Origin of the sequence: uncultured Tateyamaria sp., assembly GCF_947503385.1 — a bacterium.
Lineage (GTDB): Bacteria > Pseudomonadota > Alphaproteobacteria > Rhodobacterales > Rhodobacteraceae > Tateyamaria.
Genome location: NZ_CANNDO010000010.1, coordinates 1 through 14,903 on the forward strand (window position 1 = coordinate 1; position 14,903 = coordinate 14,903).

General features: G+C 63.3%; 14 protein-coding genes. 9 read left to right on the forward strand and 5 right to left on the reverse strand.

The window, feature by feature from the left end; all coding sequences use genetic code 11:
* Nucleotides 1-190: 190 nt before the first annotated feature.
* The gene (locus tag Q1A85_RS20695; RefSeq protein WP_299694217.1) at nucleotides 191-982 is read left to right on the forward strand and encodes a crotonase/enoyl-CoA hydratase family protein; all 792 of its coding nucleotides are present in this window, start codon (nucleotides 191-193) and stop codon (nucleotides 980-982) included.
* Between the two features lie 18 nt (nucleotides 983-1,000).
* On the opposite strand, the gene Q1A85_RS20700 is transcribed toward Q1A85_RS20695, so the two are convergent.
* Nucleotides 1,001-1,609, reverse strand: a complete 609-nt coding sequence (locus Q1A85_RS20700) for a DJ-1/PfpI family protein (RefSeq protein ID WP_299694220.1) — start codon at nucleotides 1,607-1,609, stop codon at nucleotides 1,001-1,003.
* Between the two features lie 77 nt (nucleotides 1,610-1,686).
* Here Q1A85_RS20700 and Q1A85_RS20705 point away from each other — a divergent pair, with 77 nt between their 5' ends.
* The 6 genes from Q1A85_RS20705 (at nucleotide 1,687) to Q1A85_RS20730 (ending at nucleotide 7,876) form a co-directional block, all read left to right on the forward strand.
* Nucleotides 1,687-2,697: a helix-turn-helix domain-containing protein gene (locus tag Q1A85_RS20705; RefSeq protein ID WP_299694223.1), complete on the forward strand. Its 1,011-nt coding sequence runs from the start codon at nucleotides 1,687-1,689 to the stop codon at nucleotides 2,695-2,697.
* A gap of 57 nt (nucleotides 2,698-2,754) precedes the next feature.
* Entirely contained in the window at nucleotides 2,755-3,276 is a 522-nt protein-coding gene (locus tag Q1A85_RS20710; RefSeq protein WP_299694226.1) for a hypothetical protein, read from the forward strand.
* Nucleotides 3,277-3,443: 167 nt separating this feature from the next.
* Nucleotides 3,444-5,579, forward strand: coding sequence for a polyribonucleotide nucleotidyltransferase (pnp, locus tag Q1A85_RS20715; RefSeq protein WP_299694229.1), 2,136 nt, complete (start codon nucleotides 3,444-3,446; stop codon nucleotides 5,577-5,579).
* A gap of 61 nt (nucleotides 5,580-5,640) precedes the next feature.
* On the forward strand, nucleotides 5,641-6,378 hold the full coding sequence (locus tag Q1A85_RS20720; protein WP_299694232.1) for a glycosyltransferase family 25 protein: 738 nt from the start codon (nucleotides 5,641-5,643) through the stop codon (nucleotides 6,376-6,378).
* On the forward strand, nucleotides 6,375-7,148 hold the full coding sequence (locus Q1A85_RS20725; RefSeq protein ID WP_299694235.1) for a glycosyltransferase family 25 protein: 774 nt from the start codon (nucleotides 6,375-6,377) through the stop codon (nucleotides 7,146-7,148). Before Q1A85_RS20720 ends, Q1A85_RS20725 begins: the two co-directional genes overlap by 4 nt.
* An 11-nt stretch (nucleotides 7,149-7,159) precedes the next feature.
* Nucleotides 7,160-7,876: a hypothetical protein gene (locus Q1A85_RS20730; protein ID WP_299694238.1), complete on the forward strand. Its 717-nt coding sequence runs from the start codon at nucleotides 7,160-7,162 to the stop codon at nucleotides 7,874-7,876.
* On the opposite strand, the gene Q1A85_RS20735 is transcribed toward Q1A85_RS20730, so the two are convergent.
* Nucleotides 7,873-8,523, reverse strand: a complete 651-nt coding sequence (locus Q1A85_RS20735; protein WP_299694241.1) for a peroxiredoxin — start codon at nucleotides 8,521-8,523, stop codon at nucleotides 7,873-7,875. The genes Q1A85_RS20730 and Q1A85_RS20735 overlap by 4 nt on opposite strands.
* 118 nt (nucleotides 8,524-8,641) lie before the next feature.
* Between Q1A85_RS20735 and Q1A85_RS20740 the strand changes: the two genes are divergently transcribed.
* Nucleotides 8,642-10,081: an aldehyde dehydrogenase family protein gene (locus tag Q1A85_RS20740; protein ID WP_299694244.1), complete on the forward strand. Its 1,440-nt coding sequence runs from the start codon at nucleotides 8,642-8,644 to the stop codon at nucleotides 10,079-10,081.
* A gap of 3 nt (nucleotides 10,082-10,084) precedes the next feature.
* Here Q1A85_RS20740 and Q1A85_RS20745 read toward each other — a convergent pair whose 3' ends face one another.
* Entirely contained in the window at nucleotides 10,085-10,861 is a 777-nt protein-coding gene (locus Q1A85_RS20745; RefSeq protein WP_299694247.1) for a DUF2189 domain-containing protein, read from the reverse strand.
* 44 nt (nucleotides 10,862-10,905) lie between these two features.
* On the reverse strand, nucleotides 10,906-11,553 hold the full coding sequence (locus Q1A85_RS20750; RefSeq protein ID WP_299694250.1) for a pseudouridine synthase: 648 nt from the start codon (nucleotides 11,551-11,553) through the stop codon (nucleotides 10,906-10,908).
* Between the two features lie 106 nt (nucleotides 11,554-11,659).
* Here Q1A85_RS20750 and Q1A85_RS20755 point away from each other — a divergent pair, with 106 nt between their 5' ends.
* Entirely contained in the window at nucleotides 11,660-12,451 is a 792-nt protein-coding gene (locus Q1A85_RS20755) for an alpha/beta fold hydrolase (protein ID WP_299694253.1), read from the forward strand.
* Here Q1A85_RS20755 and Q1A85_RS20760 read toward each other — a convergent pair.
* A complete protein-coding gene (locus Q1A85_RS20760) occupies nucleotides 12,448-14,895 on the reverse strand; it encodes an FAD-dependent oxidoreductase (RefSeq protein WP_299694256.1) in 2,448 nt (815 codons plus the stop codon). The genes Q1A85_RS20755 and Q1A85_RS20760 overlap by 4 nt on opposite strands.
* Nucleotides 14,896-14,903: the final 8 nt, after the last annotated feature.

Below are 14,903 nucleotides of genomic sequence, written 5' to 3' on the forward strand. Positions count from 1 at the left end.
TCGCAGACCTCTGCGCCCGCTTCCCTCTCTATCCAAACCTGTAACCCCAGGCACGCTGTCCCAGCATGGGACAGCAACCCAAACACCAAAAATCAACAGCTTACAGAGACAGATTCACAAAACGTTAACTTTCAGCCAACCTGTTCGCAGCCCGTCCACCCCCCGACACCACGGAGTTTGAGGAGCGAAAATGGTTGTACGCATTGAAACAGACGGATCCGTCTGGACCGTGATCCACGCACGTCCCGAGGCGCGCAACGCCATGGACCCGGACAGCGCCAAGGCGCTTTATGACGCCTTTCGGGCCTTTGATGCGGACCCTTCCGCACGGGTGGCGGTGTTCTGGGGCAGTGGCGGGGCCTTTTGCGCCGGTTGGGATTTGAAACATGCAGCCTCGCTCGCCGGGGCGGAGGCGCTTGATCCCTTTGACTTTCCCAAGGATGACGCGCCGAGCATGGCGGCGATGGGCCCCAGCCGTCTGGAGATGTCCAAACCGGTGATTGCCGCCATTTCCGGGCCAGCGGTTGCAGGCGGTATGGAACTGGCGCTGTGGTGCGATATCCGGGTGATGGAAGCGACCGCCTATATGGGCGTCTATTGCCGTCGCTGGGGCATCCCGTTGATCGACGGGGGCACAGTGCGGTTGCCGCGCTTGGTCGGAGAGGGCCGGGCGATGGACCTGATCCTGACCGGTCGCCCGGTCCACGCCGAAGAGGCGTTGCGCATTGGCTTGTGTGAATATGTGGTGCCCGAAGGGTCCGCGCGCGCACGCGCAGAGGCGCTTGCGCAGGATATCGCGCGCTTTCCGCAAAGCTGCATGTTGTCGGATCGCCGGTCAGCCCAGATGCAGCACGGCCTGCCCATGCGCGACGCGCTGCGGCAGGAATGGCAGGGCAGCAAGGCCGAGGTTACCAAGGGGATTGAAGGTGCCGCGCGGTTTGCAGGCGGCAAGGGACGCGGCGGCGATTTCAGCGACCTGTGATCCGCCGCCACCGGCCTGTCAGACCAGTCCCGCCAGCTTGGCAAAGGGGTCGGCATCGGCGTCGGTGTTCCAGTTGTATTCGCAGCCATAGGCCGTCTTGGCCGCCTTGTCGTGGCCATAGAGGCTGGCAAGCGCCGCCAGTGCCATGTCGATGCCCGCCGACACGCCTGACGAGGTAAAGAATTTGCCATCCTCGACCCAGCGGGCCTGCCGGACCCAGTTGACCTTTGGTGCCAGCGGCACGGTTTCTAGAAAGTCCAGCTTGTTGGTGGTTGCCCTGCGCCCGTCCAGCAGCCCCGTCATGCCCAGCAGGATCGTGCCCGTACAGACCGCCATAACCCGATCCGCATGGGCCGACACATCCCTGACCCACTGCAAAAGCTCCGGGTCCTTGGCCGCCGTCAGAGCCGTGTCGCCACCCGGGATCAGCAACAGGTCATAATCGGTCGTGTCGGCCAGCGTGGCGTCCACCGCGATGCGCTGGCCGTGGCGGCTTGGCACGAGGTCGCGGTTCTGCGCGACGGTCACGATCTCGATCCCGTAGGCAGGATCGCCCAGCATTTCCATCGGGCCAAAGAAGTCGAGGGTCTGGAACCCCGGAAAAACCAGTGCGGCAAGCGTTGTCATATCCTGTCCTTTGCGTTTGCGGCCCCTGCGCCGTTTGACCCTATCCTACGAGTGCCGTGTTTGGCATAAATGCCAATATGCCCCCTCATTCTGCCAAACCGCCCTTGGGCGATGCGCCCCGCGCCGTTTTGTTTGTTGTCTATCCGGACATCGTTTTGCTGGATTTGTCCGGGCCGTTGCAGGTGTTCACCCACGCGCGCGCGCCCGGCGTGCGTTCCGCGCCCTACCGGACACATGTGGCATCGCGGGCGGGTGGGGCGGTGCCCACCAACACGATCCTGCATGTCGACAGCGATCCGCTGGCGGCGTGGCTGACGCCGGAGCGGGCCGCGTCGGTGCATACGCTTGTGATCGTCGGCGGCGACGGTGTTTTTGACGCGATGGCCGATCCGGTCATGGTCGAACAGGTGGCGCGGCTTGTCCGGCAGGCTGCGCGCGTCTGTTCAGTCTGTTCCGGTGCGCTTTTGCTGGCGGCCACGGGGGTGTTGGACGGCAGGCGGGCCGTCACCCATTGGGAAGATTGCGATGCCCTTGCCACCCGCTTTCCAAAGGTGGCGGTCGAAATGGACCCGATCTTTGTCAAGGATGGTCATGTCTGGACATCGGCGGGCATCACTGCGGGCATCGACATGGCCCTTGCCATTGTCCGCGAGGACCTTGGCCCGCAGGCCGCAATCGACATGGCGCGTTCGCTTGTCACGCCGGTGATCCGGTCGGGCGGGCAATCGCAGTTCAGTGCCGATCTGACCAAACAGCTGAGCGATATCGGTGGCCAGTTCGCCCCGTTGCACGCATGGCTGACCGACAATATGGCGCAGCGGATCACGGTCGATATGATGGCCGAGGTCTGCGCGATGAGCGCCCGCACTTTTGCGCGGAAATACGCGATGACGATGGGCGTGCCCCCGGCGCGGGCGCTGGAGTTGATGCGGGTCGATGCGGCACGCGACCTGTTGGGCACAACCGGGCTGAGCATGAAGGCCATTGCGCTGCGCACCGGGTTTGGGGATCAGGAAAGGATGCGGCGCGCCTTTCACCGCCATTTGAAGACGGCGCCCTCGACCTATCGGGAGCAGTTTCAGGTGTAATGCGCGCCGTGCCGTGCCTGATTGGACGGCACGGCGCGCGCAGCTATTTGACAGCCCATGTCTGAATTGCCCCGCCTTGCCCTGTCTGTACGCCAGCCGTCGGCATGGGCCATCATCGCGGGCCACAAGCCGATCGAGAACCGGACGATGGGGTCGATCCGTGCGGGGCGCATGGGGCTGGGGCGCATTTGCATCCATGCCGCTGCGGGTCTGAAGGCCGAGGAGTTCCGTTATCTTTATTGGCGGTTTGGGCAGCATGGGGTGCAGTGCCCCGCCCCGGCGGACCTGCCACGCGGGGCAATCATTGGCACGGTGGAGGTGACGGGCATCATCACTCAAAGCGACAGTGCGTGGTTCGCGGGACCTGCGGGGTTGACCCTTGCCAACCCGGAACCGGTTGATCCGATCCCTGCGCCGGGCGCGTTGGGATATTTTGAGTGGCACCCCGGTGGCGCGCTTGCGCCGCCCGCAAAATGGATGCGGTCGTGGGGGACGGTCATGCCGGATGCCAGTGGTGGAGACCTCTTTCCTGACGCGCCTATCGCCTTTGCCCGCCCCCCGAAAAAGCCGTGGTCATAAGGTGCGACCGCACCGCTTTCATTTCCGCGCAAAACACTGTATGCGCGCGACATCTGAAGCATGGCGCCCGGACCTCAGCGCCCGCCAAAGAAGATACCGAGGTCAGGGGGAATACGCCCCCTACGCAAATGGCCCCATGAGAGACATGGGCCAACTTAGGAATTAGCATGTTCAACGAGACGAAAAAATCGATGCAGTGGGGCGAGGAAACGCTCACACTGGAAACCGGCAAGGTTGCCCGTCAGGCTGACGGTTCGGTCATTGCCACGCTGGGTGAAACCAGCGTTATGGCGAACGTGACGTTCGCAAAACAGCCCAAGCCCGGTCAGGACTTCTTTCCGCTGACCGTCCACTATCAGGAAAAATACTATGCCGCGGGCAAGATCCCGGGCGGTTTCTTTAAGCGTGAGGCACGGCCCACCGAGAAGGAAACCCTGACCGCGCGTCTGATCGACCGTCCGATCCGGCCCCTGTTTGTCCCCGGCTTCAAGAACGAAGTGCTGGTGATGTGTACGGTTTTGTCCCACGACCTGGTCAATGACCCCGACATCGTCGCGATGATCGCGGCGTCGGCTGCGCTGACCATCTCGGGCGCGCCGTTCATGGGTCCGATTGCCGGTGCGCGCGTGGGCTTTGAGGATGGCGAGTACATCCTGAACCCGACCGTGGACGATATGCAGGACCTGCGCCTGAACCCAGAACAACGTCTGGATCTGGTTGTTGCGGGCACCAAAGACGCCGTGATGATGGTCGAATCCGAAGCCTATGAGCTGACCGAAGCGGAAATGCTGGGCGCTGTGAACTTTGCGCACACGCAAATCCAGCCCGTGATCGACCTGATCATCGCGCTGGCTGAAGATGCCGCGAAAGAGCCGTTTGACTATCAGGCGCCCGACTATTCTGACCTTTATGCCGCCGTGAAAGCCGCAGGCGAAGAGCAGATGCGCGCCGCCTTTGCCATTGGTGACAAGCAAGAGCGCACCGCCGCTGTTGCCGCCGCCCGCGAGGCGATCCTCGCCGCCCTGACCGAAGAGCAGACAGAGGACGCCAACCTTGGCTCCGCCCTGAAAAAGCTCGAAGCGTCCATCCTGCGCGGTGACGTGGTCAAGACCGGCAAGCGGATCGACGGTCGCAAGACGGACGAAATCCGTGACATCGTGTGCCAGACGGGCTTCTTGCCCCGGACGCACGGCTCCGCGCTTTTCACCCGTGGTGAGACGCAGGGCCTTGTGGTCACGACACTGGGCACCGGCGACGATGAGCAGTTCATTGACGCGCTGCACGGCAACTTCAAATCGAACTTCCTGCTGCACTACAACTTCCCGCCCTATTCGGTCGGCGAAGCGGGCCGCGTGGGCCCTCCCGGACGGCGTGAGATCGGTCACGGCAAACTGGCATGGCGCGCACTGCAAGCCGTGCTGCCTGCGCCGACCGATTTCCCCTACACCGTTCGCGTTGTGTCGGAGATCACGGAATCCAACGGTTCCAGTTCCATGGCATCTGTCTGTGGTGGGTCGCTGTCGATGATGGACGCAGGCGTGCCGCTCAAAAACGCGGTGGCCGGTGTCGCTATGGGCCTGATCCTTGAGGACGACGGCGAATACGCCATCCTGTCCGACATCTTGGGTGACGAAGACCACCTTGGCGACATGGACTTCAAAGTGGCGGGCACCGAAAACGGCATCACCTCGTTGCAGATGGACATCAAGATCGCAGGCATCACGCCCGAGATCATGGAGAAAGCACTGGAACAGGCGAAAGCTGGCCGGATGCATATTCTGGGCGAGATGGGCAAATCCATCACCGGCGCTCAGGAATTCTCGGTCCATGCGCCGCGCATCGAGACAATGAACGTGCCCACCGACAAAATCCGCGAAGTGATCGGGTCGGGCGGCAAGGTCATCCGCGAGATCGTCGAAGTGTCGGGCGCCAAGGTCGACATCAACGACGATGGTGTGGTCAAGATCGCATCGCCCAACGGCGACTCGATCAAGAAAGCCTACGACATGATCTATTCGATCGTGGCAGAGCCGGAAGAAGGCGCGATTTACACCGGTACGGTCGTCAAGATCGTGGACTTTGGTGCTTTTGTGAACTTCTTTGGCAAGCGCGACGGTCTGGTGCACGTGTCCCAGATCGAAAACCGCCGCCTGAACCATCCTTCGGACGTTCTGAAGGAAGGTCAGGAAGTGAAGGTCAAACTGCTTGGCTTTGACGACCGCGGCAAGGTCCGCCTGTCGATGAAAGTCGTCGATCAGGAGACCGGCGAAGAGATCAAGAAAGAAGAATCCGCCGAGGGCTAAGGCCCGAACGCGCAAAGGGTCGGGGCGGCGCTGTCGCCCCGACCGGACCCCCGAGGGCGCGATGACACCGATCCAGCATTACATCCTGACGATCGAACCGCCCGACAGCCCGCGATACCAGATGTGCGCACAGACCTTTGCCGATGCAGGTCTGGAGCCGACTTTTATCCAAGGCATCAACGGCCTGACGCCCGAGGCCGAGGCGCTGCATTCGCCGCTGCGCGCGCGGCTGTTCCACAAATATCCGCTCACCGCCGGTGAGGTGGCCTGTACCTTTGGGCATTGGCGCATGTTGCGCCGGTTTCTGGACACGGATGACGCCGTTTGCGCGATCTACGAAGATGACGTGGTTCTGCCTGACCCGGCCCGGTTGATTGACCTGCACAGCAAGGCGTGGGCCGATCCGACCCCGCCATGGGACATTTTGCGGCTGCATGACGTTTACCCGTCCAAGGTGGCCGGGACCGAAGACTGGCAGGGCGAGGTGCTGACCCGATACCATGTGCCCCCGGCAGGATCGGCGGCCTATCTGGTCACGCGCACGGGCGCGCGCCGCATCCTGTCGCGTAAGCATATTTTCCGGCCCTATGACACCGACATTTCGCATTGCTGGGAATTGGGGTTGCGGGTCCGCTGCGTGGTGCCCAACCCGGTGCAGACGCGGCCCGAAGATGAACTGGCATCAAGCCTTGAGACCGCGCGCGACCGGATGCGCAAGCAAAAGTCGCTGTTGCGGTCGATCAAGGGTGAATTGCACGGGCTTTATGCCAAGGCGGCGGGGCGGTTGTTGTCGCGATGACCGATCTGGCTGTGCTTCTGATCAATCTGGATGACAGCCCCGGTCGGTTGGCGGCGGCCCAAACGGCCTTGGGTGTGCAGGGTGTCACCTTTACACGTGTGCCGGGGGTTGATGGTCGCCAGACGCCGCCGCGCGCGGTTGAGGCCTATGATGCGGAGGGTGCGCAGAACTATTTCGGGCGGGACCTAAACGGTGGCGAAGTGGGCGCCTTTCAGAGCCATTTGCGGGCGCTGGCGGCCTTTCTCGACAGTGGCGCGGCGTATGGTCTGATCCTTGAGGATGACATGGACCCGGACGCCAAGGCGATGGGCTTCGTGCAGGGTATTCTGACGTGGCAGAGGGGCCGGTGGCGGGAGGATTGGTATGTCGCCAACCTTGGGGCCAAGCGGCAAAAGATCACCACGCATCTGGCCACGCTGGAACTGGATGGGGCGACGCTGGATGTGCTGCGGGGCCATTACTTTCCGATGCTGGCCACGGCGCTTTTGTGGACCCGTGCGGGGGCACAGGCATTTCTGGATCAGTTCGGCGGTATTGATTGCCCATGGGACCATGCGACCCGGCGCTGGCTGACGGAAACGGACATGGGTTTGACGGTGTCGCCGCCACTGTTTCTGACCACGGGGGCGGACAGCCAGATTGACCCGGCGCGCGGCGCGCGGGGCACCGACGGGCGCAGCCGGTTTTATCGCTGGCGCCGGATAAAGCGGAACTGGGGTGACAGGCTGCGCGCGATGCGGCACAAGGCGCGGCATCGTCCTGACACCTGAAGGTTACGCCCTTGGCTTCCCGTCCCACTGTCCACAGCTTTTACCGCTACAATATCGAGCAACGCCTGTTGGACGCGCAGCGCCGCGTGTTTGACCATTTTGACGTGCCGCTGAACCAGTGGCGCGATGACAAGGCGAACCATGCGGGCTGGATTGACGCGCTGCTCGCGGATGACAGCCTTGACGATATTGTGGTGATTGCGGATATCGACGCCTTTCCGCTGTCGCATGAGGCCTATGCCGGGATGGTGGCCGCCGCTGAACGTGGGGCCATTGCGGGCCTTGCGCAGACAACCAACGACAAACGGCCCGACCGCATTTTTGCCGCGCCGATGTTCATGGCGTTTCGCCGTGATGTGTGGCGGGATTTTGGGGCGCCGTCGCTGGCCCCCTACGAGACCGGCGACGTTGCACAGATTCTGACGGACATCGCCGAGGCGCGCGGTGTCGAGGTGGCGCTGACCTATCCGTCCTTTGCGCTGCGCCCGATCTGGCCGCTGGCGGATCGGGGCGTTTACGGCACCGGGACGTTTTACGGGGATATGGACTTTTTCCACCTCTATCAGGCGCGGCACGTCAACACGGTGGACCTGTTCTGTGCGGTGGCCGACGGGGCGATTGCAGGCCGCCATGATTGGGCGGCCTACCTCGGGATGATCGAGGCTGCGCCCCCCGAAGCCAAGGGGGGGCGCTCTTTGCGGCAGATTATCCGCAAGCTGCGCGGTTAGGTGGGCGCCTTGGTTTTGCGCAGGTAGGGCAGAACCGTCTCGAATTCACCGAACTTGGCTTTGGCGTCCTCATTGGACACGGTGGGCGGGATGATCACGTCTTCGCCCGGGACCCAGTTGGCGGGTGTTGCCACGCCCTTGGCCGACATTTGCAGTCCGTCCAGCGCACGCACCACCTCGGCAAAGTTGCGGCCCACGGTCATCGGGTAGGTCATCGACAGTTTCAACTGCTTGTCCGGGCCAATGATAAAGACCGAGCGCACCGTGGCGCTGTCGGCGGGGGTGCGGCCATCAGGCAAGTACGCCTCGGCGGGGAGCATGTCGAAGGCTTTGGACACCTCCAGCCCGTCATCGGCAATGATCGGGAATCCGGCGGGCGCGCCGCCAACCTTTTCGATGTCGCCTTTCCACTTCTTGTGGTCCTCGACCCCGTCGACGGACACGCCGATCACCTTGGTGCCGCGCTTTTCCCATTCGGGCGCCAGCTGTGCCACGGCACCGAATTCGGTGGTGCACACAGGCGTAAAGTCCTTGGGGTGCGAAAAGAGAATGGCCCAGCTGTCGCCGATCCACTCGTGCAGCGAAAAGGTGCCGTGGTCGGTTGTGACCGTCAGATCGGGTATCGTGTCGTTGATGCGCAAACCCATGGTGTCCTCCGTCAGGAATATTGTCGCTGTGGTATACTTAGGCGACGCAGGCCGTACTTGCATCCCCGTTCTGCCACGGCCAGTGTCACCGGGACATTTGCACATGAGGAGAGCCGCAATGCTTGAGAAACGCGCATTCTACATCAACGGACAGTGGGTTGATCCAATTGCGGGCACAGATCACCACGTGATCGATCCGTCGACCGAAGAACCGTGCGCCGTGATTTCGCTGGGCGGAGCGGCGGATGCAGAGGCGGCCATCGCCGCGGCCAAGGCAGCGTTTCCGGCGTGGATGCAGACCGATCCCGCCGAGCGGATCGCCCTCGTCGAAAAGCTGATCGCCGTCTACGAGGCGCGGGCCGAGGATCTGGCGCAGGCCATGTCGTCCGAGATGGGCGCGCCCATCGACATGTCGCGCAGCCAGCAGGTCGGTGCGGGCACCTGGCACCTCAAGAATTTTGTGCGGGACGCCAAAGGGTTCGATTTCGTGCGCCCCTTGGGGGACCATGCGCCGTCCGACCGGATCATCTACGAACCCGTGGGTGTCGCGGCCCTGATCACGCCGTGGAACTGGCCGATGAATCAGGTGACGCTCAAGGTGGGCGCCGCCGCCATTGCGGGCTGTACCATGGTGCTGAAACCGTCCGAGGAATCGCCGCTCAACGCGATGATCTTTGCCGAGATGATGGACGAAGCGGGCTTTCCTGCCGGCGTGTTCAACCTTGTCAACGGCGACGGGCCGGGCGTGGGCACGGTGCTGTCGGGGCATCCGGATGTGGACATGGTCAGCTTTACCGGGTCGTCCCGTGCGGGCCGCCTGATTTCCAAGAACGCCGCCGACACGCTTAAGCGCGTGCATCTGGAACTGGGCGGCAAGGGCGCCAATGTGATCTTTGACGATGCGGACGAAAAGGCGGTGAAACGCGGCGTTCTGCACATGATGAACAACACCGGCCAAAGCTGTAATGCCCCCTCGCGGATGCTGGTTCAGCGCAGCCGCTATGACGCGGCGGTCGAAGAGGCCGCAGCGGTCGCCGCCAAAGTGTCAGTGGGCCCCGCGACCGAGGATGGCCGCCATATCGGCCCGGTGGTGAACGAGGTACAATGGACCAAGATTCAGGACCTGATCCAGAAGGGCATAGACGAAGGCGCGCGGCTGGTGGCCGGTGGTCCGGGTCGCCCCGAGGGGTTCAACAAAGGCTTTTACGTGCGCCCCACGGTCTTTGCTGACGTCAACAACGACATGACCATCGCCCGCGAGGAAATCTTTGGCCCCGTGTTGTCGATCCTGCCCTTCGACACCGAGGAAGAGGCGGTCGAGATCGCCAATGACACGGTTTATGGCCTAACCAATTACGTGCAGACGCAGGACGGTGCGCGGCTGAACCGGATGGCGCAGGCGCTGCGGTCGGGTATGGTCGAGATGAACGGCACCAGCCGCGCGGCAGGCTCGCCCTTTGGCGGGATGAAGCAGTCGGGCAACGGGCGCGAGGGCGGCATCTGGGGCATCGAGGATTTCCTCGAAGTCAAAGCTGTATCGGGTTGGGCGGCTGAATAGCCGTCAGCGTGCCGGGGGCAGGCTTACCCGCTTGTAAAGGTGCCATGTGGCGTGCCCCAGCACCGGCATGACAAGGAACAATCCCAGAAAGCCGGGGATCATGGCCGCAATGGTGATCGCTGCGATGAAGGCGCCCCAGCTCAGGTAGATCACCGGCGCGTCGGCCACGGCACCGATGGAGCGTGTCAGCGCGGTCATAAAGTCGACATCCCGGTCCAGCAGCATGGGCATCCCCAGCACGCTCATCGCAAAGGTGAGCGTGGCAAAAGCTGCACCCACGGCGGTGCCGAAAGCCAGCATGGTCAGCCCGTCTGCCGTCAGAAAGATGTCGAGCGATGTCGACACATTTGTCATCGGTGACAGGCCCAGAAACAGGGCAAAGATCATGTGACCGAGGAAAAACCAGAACAGAAACAGCACCACGACCATGACGGCCAGCCAAGGCAGCTGCCCGTTCTTTTCGGCCCAGACAACCGACACAACCTCGGAAAAGGGCAGGGCGTGTCCCGCCTGCCGCCTGCGGCTGACCTCGTAGAGGCCCAGTGCCGCAAACGCCCCGATCAGCGGGAAGCCCAGCACCGCGAGGATCAGCCAAAAGGTCGTGCCCGTGGTATAGGTGATCGCGGCCATGATCACGCCCACGACCACGTAGAACCCGGCAAAGAACAGGCCCAGATGCGGTGCAGCGGCAAAGTCGCCCAAGCCCGCGCACAGGCTTGCGGTCAGGTCGGCGAATGTCGGTGCCCTGAGATTGGGCGCGCCATGTGGTCGGTCAGTCATGTGTCAAAGGGTAAAGGGGCGCGCGCGGCCCTGTCAAACGTCCATCAGAACGGGGCAGGGGCGCGGAAGCGCATCATCTTGCCGCTGTCGGGGTGTTTGATCCGCAGTTCTTCGGAATGCAGCATCAGGCGGGGGTGATCCCGCGCCGCGCCTGTCGCATAGAGCGGATCGCCAAGGATCACGTGCCCCAGCGCCAGCATGTGTACGCGCAGTTGATGGCTGCGCCCGGTTTGCGGCATGAGCCGCACGCGGGTCTCTTTGGCGCTGTCGCGCAGCACGCGCCAGTCGGTGATCGCGGCTTTGCCATTCTCGTGGTCGACCCGTTGCCGCGGGCGGTTGGGCCAGTCCACGGTAAGCGGCAGGTCCACGCGCCCCATTTTCGGCGTGAGCCGTCCGTGCACCCGCGCCACGTAGGTCTTGCGCGTTGCGCGCAGTTCGAACTGTTTCGACAGGAACCGCTGTGCGTGGGGCGTCAGGCCAAAGACGATCACACCGGAGGTGTCCCGGTCCAGACGATGCACCAGCAGCGCCTGCGGCCACACCGCCTGCACCCGCGCAATGAGGCAATCGGCGAGGTGTTCGCCCTTGCCCGGCACGCTCAGCAGGCCCGCGGGTTTGTCCACCGCGAGGATTTCGGCGTCGTCGTGCAAGATCACCAGCGGGTCCTGCGGTGGGGTGTAGTCGGTGCTCATGCGCACCGCCTCTCAAATGCGCGCGGCCAGCGCAAGGGCGATCACGTTCCCGCGTGCAGCCGCAGGCTGGCTTTTCAACATGGGCGAAATGTGCAGACCTGCACGGATGAGATACATCCTTGCCCTGCTGTTGGCCCTGCCGACCCTCGCCGCTGCGCAATGCGGTCCTGACGCTGCCTGTGAGATTGATGGCGGGACCTATCACATGATTGATCCCGGTGTTGAAAGCGCACCCGCGCTTGTCTTTTTCCACGGTCACAACGCGACCGGGCAGATGATCTTTCGCGGTGGCATAAGGTCCGAGTTTGCAGAGGCCGGTTACGTCGTGATTGCGCCCAACGGTACACCCATTGAGGGGCGCGACAGCCGCCGCTGGGCGGGGCGCGAAGGCGGGTTGCGCGACGATGTGGCCTTTGTCCGTGATGTGGTGGCCGATGCGCAGACCAAAGCGTCGATCGATCCCGGTCGCATCTATGTGGCGGGCTTTTCTGCGGGCGGGTCCATGGCGTGGTTGATGGCGTGCAAAGCGGCAGAGGAGTTTGCCGCTTTTGTCTCTATCGCGGGGGCGCTACGGGAGCCCAATGACACCACGGATTGCCCGAGCGCGCCGGTGCGCTTCCTGCAAATCCACGGTTTTGCCGACAATCAGGTCCCGTTTGAAGGGCGCGCGATCCGCGACTGGCATCAGGGCAGCCTGTGGGACAGTCTGGCGCTGGCGCGCGCGGCCAACCAGTGCCGCACCCATCCCGACCGGATCGACATGGGCGATCCGTTCCGCTGCCGGGTGTGGGACAACAGCTGCGATGCGGGCACCATCACGTTCTGCGAACATGACGGTGGCCACGGGATGCCGCGGGGCTGGACCACGCTGGCACGCGACTTTTTCGAGGCGGGTTAGACCTTTACCCGGTCCGATTTCGGGTCATAAAGCGGCTTCATCGACGCGTCGGCCCGCACCCGCGTGCCCGCCACGTCAATCTCGTAGGTGGAGGCCAGCACGTCCGCCACCGCCTCGCCCTTGCAGGGCACATAGCCCATACCGACCGCAGCCCCCAGATGGTGCCCATAGCTGCCCGAGGACAGGTAGCCCACGATCTCGCCATCCCGCACAATCGGCTCGTTGTGATAGAGCAGCGGCTCGGGATCGGTCAGCTTGAACTGGATCAGACGGGTTTCCAGCCCCGTTTCCTTTTTCCGCAGCACCGCGTCGCGCCCGATGAAGTCGGGCTTGTCCGTCTTGACCGCAAAGCCCAAGCCCGCCTCAAGCACGTGATCCTCGCAGGTGATGTCGTGGCCAAAATGGCGGAAGCCTTTTTCGGTGCGGCAGGTGTCCATCATGTGCATCCCGCACAGCTTTAGCCCCATGTCCTGTCCGGCCTCGTGCAGCGCTTCGAACACGTGGCCCGCCATGTCGGAGGAGACGTACACCTCCCACCCCAGCTCGCCCACATAGGTCACACGGTGTACACGGGCTTGCCCCATGCCGATCTCGATCTGCTGGGCGGTGCCAAAGGGGTTCACATCGTTGGTGAAATCCGCAGGGCTGACCATTTGCAACAGCTTGCGGGCGTTGGGGCCCATGACGGCCAGCACGCCTTCGCCCGCGGTCACATCGGTGATCACCACGTTGAATTCGCCCTTGTGCCGCTCCATCCACGTCTGGTCCGCCAGCCGTGTGGCGGCGGGGGTCACCACGAGGTAGCAGGTCTCGGTGATGCGGGTGACAGTCACATCCGCCTCGATCCCGCCGCGGTCATTCAGGAACTGGGTGTAGACGATCTTGCCCACGGGCACGTCATATTGCCCGCCGCCTACGTGGTTCATAAAGGCGGTGGCATCCGGCCCCTCGACACGGATTTTGCCAAAGGATGACATGTCGTACATGCCGACGTTTTCGCGGATCGCCTTGTGCTCTTCGGCGACGTTGTCAAAGAACACCTGCCGCTTCCACGTGTATTCGTATTCCGCGTTTTGACCGGGCCGCGCAAACCAGTTGGCGCGTTCCCATCCAGCCAGTTCGCCCATCACCGCACCGTGTTGCAGCAGGTGCTGGTGGAACGGCGTGCGGCGCACGCCCCGCGCAGTGGCCTTTTGCCGGTAGGGGAAGTGATCCGCATAAAGCAGGCCCAGCGTCTCGGTCGAGCGCGCGGCGAGGTAAGTCTTGTTGCCCTGAAACGGCTGCATCCGGGCAATGTCCACGTCGCCAAGGTCAAACGGTTTGGCCCCGTCCTCCATCCACTGCGCCAGCGCCATGCCCGCGCCGCCCGCAGACTGAATGCCGATCGAGTTAAAGCCGCAGGCAACCCAGACGTTGTCCATCTCGGGCGCGAGGCCAAGGTGGTAGGCGTCGTCGGGGGTGAAACTCTCGGGCCCGTTGAAGAACGTGTGAATTCCGGCCTCGGCCAGCATCGGCATCCGGTTTACGGCCGCCTCTAGGATCGGCTCGAAATGGTCGAAATCCTCGGGCAACTGGTCGAACTCGAAATCCTTTGGGATGCCGTTCACGGCCCAAGGCTTGGCGTTTGGTTCGAACGCCCCCAGCAGGATTTTCCCTGCGTCCTCCTTGTAGTAGGCGCATTCGTCGGGCACCCGCAGCACGGGCAGTTGTTGCAATCCGGTGATGGCCTCGGTCACGATGTAGAAATGTTCGCAGGCTTGCAGTGGCACGTTCACGCCCGCCATTTTGCCCACCGCGTGGCCCCACATGCCCGCGCAGTTTACAACGTGGTCGCAGGCGATGTGGCCGCTGGTGCCGTCCTCGCCTTGCCAATCCACGCCGGTGATGCGGCGACCATCCTTGGTCAGGTCGGTGACTGCGGTGCGTTCCTGCACCCGCGCGCCCCGCTGCCGCGCGCCCTTGGCCAGCGCGTGGGCGATGTTGGCGGGGTCGCCTTGGCCGTCCAGCGGCAGGTAGACGCCGCCGGTCACGTCGTCGATGTTCAGGTGTTCGTAGCGCGCCTTGACCTCGGTGGGCGAGATTTCCGCGACCTCGACACCAAAGGCACGGGCCATGGCGGCCTGACGGTGCAGTTCTTCGAGACGCTCATCCGTCAGGGCGGCGGTGATCGAGCCCACGCGTTTGAAACCCGTTGCAACGCCGGTTTCGCCCTCCAGATCGCCATAAAGCTCCTGCGAGTATTTCGCGAGCTTTGTCATGTTCGCCGTCGCGCGCAGCTGTGCGATCAGGCCTGCCGCGTGCCAAGTGGTGCCCGATGTCAGCGCCTTGCGTTCCAACAGCACCACATCCGTCCACCCCAGCTTGGTCAGGTGGTAGGCAACCGAACACCCGATGACGCCGCCACCGATGATGACAACGCGGGCAGATGTGGGCAGGTCGGGCATGACAGGCT

Excerpts from the sequence above, each read along its gene's own strand:
- Q1A85_RS20725 (WP_299694235.1), top strand. The coding sequence starts at position 6,375 with ATGACCGATCTGGCTGTGCTTCTGATCAATCTGGATGACAGCCCCGGT.
- Q1A85_RS20740 (WP_299694244.1), top strand. The coding sequence starts at position 8,642 with ATGCTTGAGAAACGCGCATTCTACATCAACGGACAGTGGGTTGATCCA.
- pnp (WP_299694229.1), top strand. The coding sequence starts at position 3,444 with ATGTTCAACGAGACGAAAAAATCGATGCAGTGGGGCGAGGAAACGCTC.
- Q1A85_RS20705 (WP_299694223.1), top strand. The coding sequence starts at position 1,687 with ATGCCCCCTCATTCTGCCAAACCGCCCTTGGGCGATGCGCCCCGCGCC.
- Q1A85_RS20720 (WP_299694232.1), top strand. The coding sequence starts at position 5,641 with ATGACACCGATCCAGCATTACATCCTGACGATCGAACCGCCCGACAGC.
- Q1A85_RS20700 (WP_299694220.1), bottom strand. The coding sequence starts at position 1,609 with ATGACAACGCTTGCCGCACTGGTTTTTCCGGGGTTCCAGACCCTCGAC.
- Q1A85_RS20710 (WP_299694226.1), top strand. The coding sequence starts at position 2,755 with ATGTCTGAATTGCCCCGCCTTGCCCTGTCTGTACGCCAGCCGTCGGCA.
- Q1A85_RS20750 (WP_299694250.1), bottom strand. The coding sequence starts at position 11,553 with ATGAGCACCGACTACACCCCACCGCAGGACCCGCTGGTGATCTTGCAC.
- Q1A85_RS20755 (WP_299694253.1), top strand. The coding sequence starts at position 11,660 with ATGAGATACATCCTTGCCCTGCTGTTGGCCCTGCCGACCCTCGCCGCT.
- Q1A85_RS20735 (WP_299694241.1), bottom strand. The coding sequence starts at position 8,523 with ATGGGTTTGCGCATCAACGACACGATACCCGATCTGACGGTCACAACC.
- Q1A85_RS20760 (WP_299694256.1), bottom strand. The coding sequence starts at position 14,895 with ATGCCCGACCTGCCCACATCTGCCCGCGTTGTCATCATCGGTGGCGGC.
- Q1A85_RS20745 (WP_299694247.1), bottom strand. The coding sequence starts at position 10,861 with ATGACTGACCGACCACATGGCGCGCCCAATCTCAGGGCACCGACATTC.
- Q1A85_RS20695 (WP_299694217.1), top strand. The coding sequence starts at position 191 with ATGGTTGTACGCATTGAAACAGACGGATCCGTCTGGACCGTGATCCAC.